The 8,663-nt window shown below is 62.8% G+C and carries 10 protein-coding genes; 2 read left to right on the forward strand and 8 right to left on the reverse strand.

The window, feature by feature from the left end:
- Positions 1-52 precede the first annotated feature (52 nt).
- The 7 genes from AB6809_RS22080 to AB6809_RS22110 form a co-directional block, all read right to left on the reverse strand.
- Complete coding sequence (locus AB6809_RS22080; protein ID WP_029970515.1) at positions 53-643, reverse strand: LUD domain-containing protein; 591 nt, start codon at positions 641-643, stop codon at positions 53-55.
- Positions 630-2,021, reverse strand: a complete 1,392-nt coding sequence (locus AB6809_RS22085) for a lactate utilization protein B (protein WP_029970514.1) — start codon at positions 2,019-2,021, stop codon at positions 630-632. The genes AB6809_RS22080 and AB6809_RS22085 overlap by 14 nt, the downstream gene beginning before the upstream one ends.
- Entirely contained in the window at positions 2,018-2,761 is a 744-nt protein-coding gene (locus tag AB6809_RS22090) for a (Fe-S)-binding protein (protein ID WP_029970513.1), read from the reverse strand. Before AB6809_RS22090 ends, AB6809_RS22085 begins: the two co-directional genes overlap by 4 nt.
- A 162-nt stretch (positions 2,762-2,923) precedes the next feature.
- Entirely contained in the window at positions 2,924-3,652 is a 729-nt protein-coding gene (locus AB6809_RS22095; protein WP_029970512.1) for a FadR/GntR family transcriptional regulator, read from the reverse strand.
- A 94-nt stretch (positions 3,653-3,746) separates the two neighbouring features.
- The gene (locus AB6809_RS22100; protein ID WP_029970511.1) at positions 3,747-4,916 is read right to left on the reverse strand and encodes a pyridoxal phosphate-dependent aminotransferase; all 1,170 of its coding nucleotides are present in this window, start codon (positions 4,914-4,916) and stop codon (positions 3,747-3,749) included.
- 184 nt (positions 4,917-5,100) lie between these two features.
- A complete protein-coding gene (locus AB6809_RS22105; RefSeq protein ID WP_006046966.1) occupies positions 5,101-6,579 on the reverse strand; it encodes an RNA polymerase factor sigma-54 in 1,479 nt (492 codons plus the stop codon).
- The gene (locus tag AB6809_RS22110; protein ID WP_132384603.1) at positions 6,566-6,748 is read right to left on the reverse strand and encodes a hypothetical protein; all 183 of its coding nucleotides are present in this window, start codon (positions 6,746-6,748) and stop codon (positions 6,566-6,568) included. Before AB6809_RS22110 ends, AB6809_RS22105 begins: the two co-directional genes overlap by 14 nt.
- Before the next feature lie 339 nt (positions 6,749-7,087).
- Here AB6809_RS22110 and AB6809_RS22115 point away from each other — a divergent pair, with 339 nt between their 5' ends.
- A complete protein-coding gene (locus tag AB6809_RS22115) occupies positions 7,088-7,426 on the forward strand; it encodes a BON domain-containing protein (RefSeq protein WP_006046965.1) in 339 nt (112 codons plus the stop codon).
- Between the two features lie 104 nt (positions 7,427-7,530).
- On the opposite strand, the gene AB6809_RS22120 is transcribed toward AB6809_RS22115, so the two are convergent.
- Positions 7,531-7,980, reverse strand: coding sequence for a PA2169 family four-helix-bundle protein (locus AB6809_RS22120; protein WP_006046964.1), 450 nt, complete (start codon positions 7,978-7,980; stop codon positions 7,531-7,533).
- Positions 7,981-8,276: 296 nt separating this feature from the next.
- Here AB6809_RS22120 and AB6809_RS22125 point away from each other — a divergent pair, with 296 nt between their 5' ends.
- Positions 8,277-8,534, forward strand: coding sequence for a hypothetical protein (locus AB6809_RS22125; protein ID WP_006046963.1), 258 nt, complete (start codon positions 8,277-8,279; stop codon positions 8,532-8,534).
- Positions 8,535-8,663 lie beyond the last annotated feature (129 nt).

The raw sequence follows: 8,663 nt of genomic DNA on the forward strand, positions 1-8,663 counted from the left end.
AGTTTGCAGGACCTGTACGTTTATACAGTGATGATAGCAAACTCCACTGCCGCTACGGCTTTGCCGCGAGCCACACCACCGTCAGCGAACGCACGCCCTGCGCGCCGCGAATCAGCACGCCCTCGATGTCCGCGGTCGCGGACGGCCCCGTGACAAGCGCGGCATAACGCGCATCGCGGAAGTCGTCGCGCCGGTAAACGTCCTGCAAACCGTCCACCAGTTGCGCCGGATCGAGCAGCACCACCAGATGCTGCACGATGTAACCCAACGCGTTGACCACGTACTCGCGTTCGCTGAACCACACCGAGCCCGTCTCCGCGACGCCGAAACGCGCGCGCACAACGCCGACGTCGATGTCCTGCAGCGATGCCGGTTCGGTGTCGGCGGTCAGCATGCGCGTGCCGGGCACTTCGGCTGTAGCCGATGCGATCGACACCGCCGCGCCGAACCGCTCGCGGATCAACGCGGCGACATCGGACGCGGCTTGCGCTTGCACGCATGTGCCGCCCATCATTTGCAATGCAGCCGCGAACCGCTCGCGCAGATCGCCGCCCATCGCGGGAAAGAGCGGCACATCGGGACGCGGACGCGCAGCCGGTTGCGCCTGCCGCACCTTCGCGAGAAAAGCCTCACGCGTTGCCATCGTCACCTCCGCGGTTTTTCTTGTACCAGGCGTGGAAGGTCTGCTTCGGCGCCTCGGGCAACTCGCGTTGCCTGCCCCAGATATTCAGCGGGTTATACAGCACGAAGTTTGGCAGCCGCCGCAATGCGCCGCTCATCGACGCGACCGTCGCGCGATACAAGGTCGGACTCGCCAGCAGGCGCCCCGCCATCTTCAACACTTCCTGCTTCACGAACGGCACTTCATGACGCTCGGCGATTACCGTGCGCCATTTGTAGATCTGCTCGTGAATATTGATCTTCACCGGACACACGTTCGTGCAACTGCCGTTGAGCGTCGACGCAAACGGCAACGCGCTATAGCGTTTCAGATCGAAGGTCGGGTTGATGATCGCGCCGATCGGCCCGGAGTAAGTGCCGCCATACGACAGCCCGCCGCTGCGCCGGTAGACCGGGCACGTATTCATGCACGCGCCGCAGCGGATGCATTTGAGCGAGTACCAGAAGTCCTCCATCGCGAGCCGCTCCGAGCGGCCATGATCGACGAGGATGTAATGCATCTCCGTGCCCGGACGCGGCGCGCGGAAATGCGACGTGTATTGCGTGATCGGCGAACCCAGCGCGCTGCGCGACAGCATGCGGATAAACACGCCGAGATCCGCGACCTTGGGAATCAGCTTCTCGATACCGATCGACGCGATATGCAACGGCGGCACATTCGCCGAAAGATCCGCGTTGCCTTCGTTCGTGCACACCACGACCGTGCCCGTCTCCGCGACGGCGAAATTGCAGCCCGTCATACCGGCCGTTTTTTCGCGCACGAAATAAGGCCGCGTATTCATGCGCTGGCTTTCGGCGAGATAGTGAATATCGCTATTGTTCGGGTCGGTGCCGATGGTTCGGCCGAACAGTTGCGCGACGTCCGCGCGCAACTTGTGGACCGCGGGCACGACCATATGGCTCGGGTCCTGATGATCGAGTTGCTGGATGCGCTCGCCGAGATCGGTTTCCATCACCGTAATGCCGCGCGGTTCGAGATACTCGCGCATCTTGCATTCGTCGGTGAGCATCGACTTGCTTTTGACCAGCGTGGTCATGCCGCGCGCGGACATGATCTGGTGCACGAGCGCGTTGTGCTCTTCCGCCGTGGACGCCCAATGCACCACGACCCCGTTCGCCTCCGCTGCCGCGGCAAACTGTTCGAGGTACTCGGACAAATTCGACAGCGTATGTTCCTTGATGCCCGAGGCGAGTTCGCGCAGCGTCTCCCATTCGGCAATGCCGTGCGCCTGCGCGTCGCGCTTCTCACGCAAATCCCACAGACGTTTGTCGTGAAACGCAACGTGTTCAGTCTTCCTGATGAACTCGCCGGCCGCCTTCGCGTGGTCGATGCGGCTCATGCGCGTGCCCCGTTCAGCACCTGAGCGATATGGATGAAGCGCGCGTCGGCCTTCATGCGTTCCGCGCAGCCTTGCTGATGCATCAGACACGACATGTCGCCCGATACGATGTATTGCGCGCCTGCGTTCAGATGATCGCGCACCTTGTCCTGCCCCATGCGCACGGAGACGGGCTCTTCCGTGACAGAGAAAGTGCCGCCGAAACCGCAGCATTCATCCGGTCTGGACGGCTTGACGAACTCGATGCCCTTCACGCCTTCGAGCAACGTGCGTGGTTTCGAAAACGGCTGCCCCGCGACTTCCGATACCGACGCTTCCTTCAGATGCCGCAACGCGCTGCAACTGTTATGCAAGCCGACGCGATACGGAAACTCAGCCCACGGAAATTCGCGCGCGCCGACCACGTCATGCAGAAACTCGACGAGTTCATAAGCACCTGCGCGCACGTTTCTGACTTCATCCGTCTGCTCGATCGCGGTCAGATGCTCGCGCACGTGATGGATACAGCTCGCCGAAGGTCCGACGATGTAGTCATAGCCCGCGAAGTTGCGCGCAAACACGCGCTCGGCGCCGGCCGCGTCCGCGTGCGCGCCACTATTGGCCATCGGCTGGCCGCAACAGGTTTGCTCCTGCGGATAGTCGACCTCGATGCCGAAGCGCTCCAGCAATTCGAGTGTGGCGATGCCGACCTCGGGGTAGAACGCGTCGATAAAGCACGGAATAAAGAGGGCGACTTTCATGAGTTCATTGGACGGAACGCGGCACGAGACACCGCCGGCGGTCATGTTGGCAAGGTTGGTCAGCTTGGTCTGACCAAAAATATAAGGAAGTCCCCGGTTCGTGTCAATCGGAAGATCGCGACGGGCGCTGAGCGACGGGCGCCCGCGACCGCCCATAAACGTCTACAGCTTCGCCGCGTCTTCCTGATAAATCTCGCGCACGAAGGCGAGATGCCGCTCCGCGGCCTTGCGCGCTTTTTGCGCGTCGCGCGCCATGACCGCGTCGTAGATGGCCTGATGCTGGCTCATCAACTGCTTTTCCATCGCCTCGTCGTAATCGATCAGCCGATGGTACTGGCGCATGCCTTCGCGAATCAGCGTATGGATGCCGTGCATCACATGCGCAAGCGCGATGTTGTGCGTGGAGTCGGCAATGGCGAGGTGAAACGCGGCGTCCAGTTCCGCGAGATTGTCACGGTCCTGCGATCGCGACGCCGCCTTCAACGCTTCGAACGCGGCCTTGATCTTGCGAAGATCGGCGGCTGTCGCGCGCTCGGCGGCATACACCGTCGAAATGGATTCGAGCCCCTGGCGCAATTCGAGAATATCGGCACTGGTACGCGGATTCTGCAAAAGCAGTTCGGCGAGCGGCCCCGAAATGAGCGGCGCGGTGAGTTCCACCACCGTAAAACCGCCGCGCCCTGACGTGGCGATATAACCGTCCGACTCGAGCCGGATCAGCGCCTCACGCAGCGAGGGCCGCGACACCGCCAGTTGCGTGGCGAGATCGCGTTCCGCCGGCAAACGATCGCCCGGCATCAGCACGCCGTCCGAGATCAATTGCTTGATCTGATCGGCGACCACGTCGGAAAGCCGCTTGCGCGTGAAGGACTGAATCGGGCGAAAGTGCATAGGCGGCGGCTCGTAAAGCCGGATGGTTCAAGGTTCGTTGGCGAGCCCAAGACACGTGCGGGCGCTTGCAGGCATTCGCGGAATCGCGAATGAATTATACCGTCGCCACAAACGCCGCAATCCGCTTGCATGCCTCGGCAAGACGCGCTTCATCCACGACGAAGCCGAGGCGCACGAAGCCGTTCGCGGTCTCGCCGAACGCGCTTGCGTCGAGCACCGACACGCCTTGCGCGCGAAACAGCCGCCACGTGAAATCCATCGTATCGAGACCTGTGCCGCTGACGTCGACCATCATGAACATGCCGGCCTCGGGAAGCAGGCAGCGCAAGCGCGGAATGCGGCTCAAGTGCTCGAACACGACGTCGCGGCGGCGCCGGTAAATCTCGCGCATTTCATCGACGATTCGCGCCTTCTCTTGCAGCGCCGTCAGCGCGGCCTGCTGGATGAAACCCGGCAAGCCGTACAGCATCGCGAGCGCGAGCCGCCCCATGTGTTCGATCAACTGCGTCGGCCCGATTGCCCAACCGACGCGCCAGCCCGCCATCGCATGCGATTTCGACAGACTGCCTAGCGTCACCGTGCGCTCCGCCATGCCCGGCAGCGACATGATGCTCACATGTTCGCGCTCGAACGTGAGGTCGGCATAGACTTCGTCGGACAGCACCCACAGATCGTGCTCGCAGGCGACGCGCGCAATCCGCTCAAGGTCCGCGCGCGGCATGACGACGCCCGTCGGATTGCAGGGCGTCGCGAAGAAGATCGCCTTGGTGCGCGAGGTGACCGCTCTTTCGAGCGCGTCGCAATCGAGGTGGAACGCACGCGCGGGGTCCACCGGCACCGGCACGAGCGTCGCGCCCGCCGCACGCACGCAGGCTTCGTACGTGAGGTACATCGGCTCTGGAACGATGACTTCGTCGCCTGCTTCGAGCAGACACAGCGACGTGGCGAACACGCCGTTTTGCGCGCCCGCGGTGAGGATCACGTTGGCCGGCGCGACGGCGACGCCGCTCATGCGCGAGTGTTCGCTCGCAATCGCCGCACGCAACGGATCGCGGCCGGAGACCGCGCTGTAGTGCGTATCGCCGCCGCGCAACGCGTCGATGGCGCGCTCGACGATCGGCGCGGGCGTCGCAAAGTCGGGGTCTCCGACGCTGAGCACGATCACGTCCTCGCCCTTCGCGGCCGCCTGCTGCGCGACCCGATGAATTTCCCACGCCGACGTGCGCCTGCCTTGCAAACCCTCGACCCGACTCGAATACTTCATCGCGCTCACCCGTTTCCGATTTGACCCGCCAATGTAATGGGGCGTGCGCGAAACGTCCAGATACGAAAAAGCGCCACGCGGGCGGACAGTCTCACGTGGCGCTTCAGTTTCGATCGAATCACCGCATGCAACAAACGTCGAGCCGACTCAATTCGCGACTCAATTCGCGACTCAAACTCGCGGCTCAAACCTGGCGGCGCAACTCCGCCGGCGGCACTTTCATCAGATGCCGATACTTCGCGACCGTGCGGCGCGCGACGAGCACGCCCTGATCGGCGAGCATCTTCGCAAGCGTCACATCGGACAGCGGATCGCGCGTGTTTTCCGCGGCGATCATTTCCTTGAGCAGCGCGCGCACCGCGGCGGCGGAACAGGTGCCGCCGCTTTCCGTGCCGAGTTCGCGTGGGAAGAAATGCTTGAATTCGAAAATGCCGCGCGGCGTGGCCATATATTTGTTGCCCGTCGCGCGCGAGATGGTCGATTCGTGAAGACCGAGTTCGTCGGCGACATCGCGCAGCACCATCGGCTTCAGCGCGATTTCGCCGTACTGGAAGAACGCCTTCTGATGCGCGACGATGCATTCGGCCACGCGTTGAATCGTATCGAAGCGTTGTTGCGCATTCCTGATCAACCAGCGGGCTTCCTGAAGCTGCTGCGCGAGCGGCGAACGGCTCGCGCCCGCGGACTGCGCGAACAGCTCGGCATACATGCGGTGAATGCGCGCGCGCGGCTGCACAGCGGGGTTGATCGTCACGACCCACTTGTTGCGCACCTGACGCACGATCACATCGGGCACGACGTAGTTGTCCTCGGTGCGGCCATAGCAGTTGCCCGGCTTCGGGTCGAGCTTGCGCACGAGCGCGCAGGCCACGCGTAGTTCTTCTGCGCTGCAGCCAATCTGCTTCTGCAATTCAGCCTGCTCGCGACGCGCGAGCCGTTCGAGATGATGCTCGACGATCTGCCGCGCCACGTCGCGCCCCGGCGTCTCCGCGGGCAACGCGTTGACCTGCAGCAGCAGGCATTCCGACAGCGAACGTGCGCCGAGACCCGGACGGTCGAGCGATTGCACGAGGCGCAGCGCCACCAGCAATTCTTCTTCGGTCAGCTCGGGCTCGAGATCGACGCTGTCCGCGAGATCCGCGAGGTCCTGGCGTAGATAACCGTCGTCGTCGAGCGCCTCGATGATGAAGCGCGCCACGGCGCGATCGCGGTCGTCCAGCCGATAAAGACGCAGCGCGTCATGCAACTGCTCGCGCAAGGTCGGCTGCGAGCGCGCCCATTCGGCGGGATCGCTGCCGTCGGAATCGCCGTTCTGGCGTGCGGAACTGCGGCTGCTGTAGTCGCCCGAGAAGTCTCCCGGCATGTCGTCCGGGCCGCCGCTGTCGAGCGTCTCGCTCGTCACCGCTTCGGCGGGCAATGCGTCGGGCTCGGCGGCTGCGACCGCATCGGTGGCGGGCAGCGCGCCGGCTTCGTCGGGGGTCGGCGTTGCGAGCGCGACGTCTTCCGTTTCCGACGAATCGTATTCGAGGAAGGGGTTCGTATCGAGCGCGGTTCGCAACTCCTGCTGGAACTCCAGAGACGATAGCTGCAACAGACGCACGGACTGCTGCAAGCGCGGCGTGAGTGCAAGAGACTGCCTTGTGCGAAGTTCAATTGAAGGCATCGTGTTGAGGTCCCATGAATAGCTGAAGTAAAGAGCAACCTGAACAGAGCAACTGCCGTACCAGCTTTTGCAACACGCTGTTTTTTCTAGCCTTTGCTTTTTCGGGCTTGCGAATTGCGGCCCCGCGCGGCGCCTTTTTTACAAGCGAGGCGGCAAATTCCGGGTTCACTTCTTATCTTTTGCTCCGCCCTTTCGTGGCGTGCTGAGCGCTTATTCATCAGCGGAAAAGCGCCGCTGCAATCGGGGCTCGACCGGCTTTGCACTGCGCGGACTGATCCGCGGGCACAGACTTTGCGACCCGGCTCTATGTGGACGGACGTGTGTCCTCGCATCCGGCGCTAATCGTTTAACGACTGAGGCGCAACGACTGCGAAGACCCGGCCGGTGTCGATAACGGGCCCTGACGGAACCGTAGCGGCAACGATCCCACGCGAGTCATCGGCGGCGCAGGCCGCGATCGACCGCAGGCAACAAGACCGCCATTTCATCAACACCCGAAGGAGGAACCATGAAGACCATCCATCTGTTGAAGACCGCAGGCAGCATCGCGTGTGTCGCATTCGCACTGAACGCTACCGCGCAAACCAGCGCCTCGGCGCCGCCCGCATCGTCGGAAAGCATCGGTCAGCATATCGACGACGGCACGATCACCACCAAGGTCAAGGCAGAACTGCTGGGCGCGAAGAACGTGAAGTCCACGCATATCCATGTGAAGACGCGCAAGGGCGTCGTGTGGCTCACGGGCACCGTGCCTTCCGCCGACGATAAACTCGCCGCCCAGGACGTCGTGGAAGGCGTGAAGGGTGTGACGAGCGTCAAGAACCGCCTGAAAATCGCAGCCGAGTAAATGCGGTTGCAGCAAGCCCGGCGCGTTTCATGAATTCCGCGCCGGGCAAAGAGAAAGCCGTCCGCATGCGGACGGCTTTTTTGCGTGAACGCGAGGCTTAGCCGTTAGCTCTTCGCCGCATACTGATCGCGCAGATCACGCACGCGGTCGTGGTTCTGCAGCACGCCCTGATATTGACGCTCAACGATCGCGCGCACATCCGCGGGCAATTCTTTTTCGAGCGCGTCGTGATAGCTCTTCTTCGCGACGTCCTCGCCCTTCTCGACCTCGACGAGTATCTGATGATCGCTGCGGTCCGTCACCGCCGACTTCATGTCGACCCAACCGCGGTGCAGCGCGCCGCTCACGCTGCCGCCCGTTTCCGGCTTGCCGCCCAAGCGCTGAACCACATCCTGAAGTTCGCGTGCGCCGCGGGCGCAGTCTTCGGCACGCGTGAGGAAGAGCGTCTTCAACTGCGTGTCGCGCGCATCTTCGGCTGCCTTGCGAAAGCCCTTTTCTCCATCCTTCGATGTTTCGACGAGATCGTTCAGCACGGAAACAACGTTCGTAGCCATTCAATACCTCCAAGGGGTTTCGTTAATCGCGGAATCCGTCGCGAGGGTTAGCGCGTGTGTTGCCATGCGCGTGCCCTGATTTGTCGTGAGTTGCTCATGAACCGCTCATGAATGCATGCGCGACGGAGTTCACTCAACTACTCGCACGGCGCGTGCCTGGCGTGTCGAACGACGCATGCACAGCAAGCTGTTGGGATTGGCATGCGCGTTGCTCTCTTCATCTCGCCCGCACGATGTCATGCAGTGCAAAAGAGTTGAAAAGAATCGCGGGCAGCAACGACAGGGAGAGCAACATCATGAAGATCAGCAGCGCAGAGCTTCTGGCCACCGTCGCAATCGTCACATCGGCGGGCGTGTTTCAGATTCGTCAGCATATGGAGCCGCCTACAGGCGTTACGGCAAGCACGCCCGAAAGCGTACGAACAGCGCCTTCGTCGTGCGGCACGTCGCGCAACGGCATCATTCCGGCTTCATGCGAGCCGGCGCGCGAGCAACCGCCGGCGGAGCATGCGCTGCCTTTGCCGCAGCGCGGCGCCGCACGCGTCTGGGTATGAACCGCAAGAGTCCACGGCAAGCTGTACGCGTGTTCCGCGGTTTGCGGTCCGTAATCGGCATAGGGGACGGCCATGAGGCCGTACCCCTGCCACACCACCCGGCATGCGGGTCCGCACCGGGCGGTTCGG

Source organism: Paraburkholderia sp. RCC_158 (genome assembly GCF_041355255.1).
GTDB lineage: Bacteria > Pseudomonadota > Gammaproteobacteria > Burkholderiales > Burkholderiaceae > Paraburkholderia > Paraburkholderia graminis.

Bases quoted from the DNA above. Each gene is read 5' to 3' on its own strand.
- AB6809_RS22080 (WP_029970515.1), bottom strand. From the start codon at position 643: ATGGCAACGCGTGAGGCTTTTCTCGCGAAGGTGCGGCAGGCGCAACCG.
- AB6809_RS22085 (WP_029970514.1), bottom strand. From the start codon at position 2,021: ATGAGCCGCATCGACCACGCGAAGGCGGCCGGCGAGTTCATCAGGAAG.
- AB6809_RS22090 (WP_029970513.1), bottom strand. From the start codon at position 2,761: ATGAAAGTCGCCCTCTTTATTCCGTGCTTTATCGACGCGTTCTACCCC.
- AB6809_RS22095 (WP_029970512.1), bottom strand. From the start codon at position 3,652: ATGCACTTTCGCCCGATTCAGTCCTTCACGCGCAAGCGGCTTTCCGAC.
- AB6809_RS22100 (WP_029970511.1), bottom strand. From the start codon at position 4,916: ATGAAGTATTCGAGTCGGGTCGAGGGTTTGCAAGGCAGGCGCACGTCG.
- AB6809_RS22105 (WP_006046966.1), bottom strand. From the start codon at position 6,579: ATGCCTTCAATTGAACTTCGCACAAGGCAGTCTCTTGCACTCACGCCG.
- AB6809_RS22115 (WP_006046965.1), top strand. From the start codon at position 7,088: ATGAAGACCATCCATCTGTTGAAGACCGCAGGCAGCATCGCGTGTGTC.
- AB6809_RS22120 (WP_006046964.1), bottom strand. From the start codon at position 7,980: ATGGCTACGAACGTTGTTTCCGTGCTGAACGATCTCGTCGAAACATCG.
- AB6809_RS22125 (WP_006046963.1), top strand. From the start codon at position 8,277: ATGAAGATCAGCAGCGCAGAGCTTCTGGCCACCGTCGCAATCGTCACA.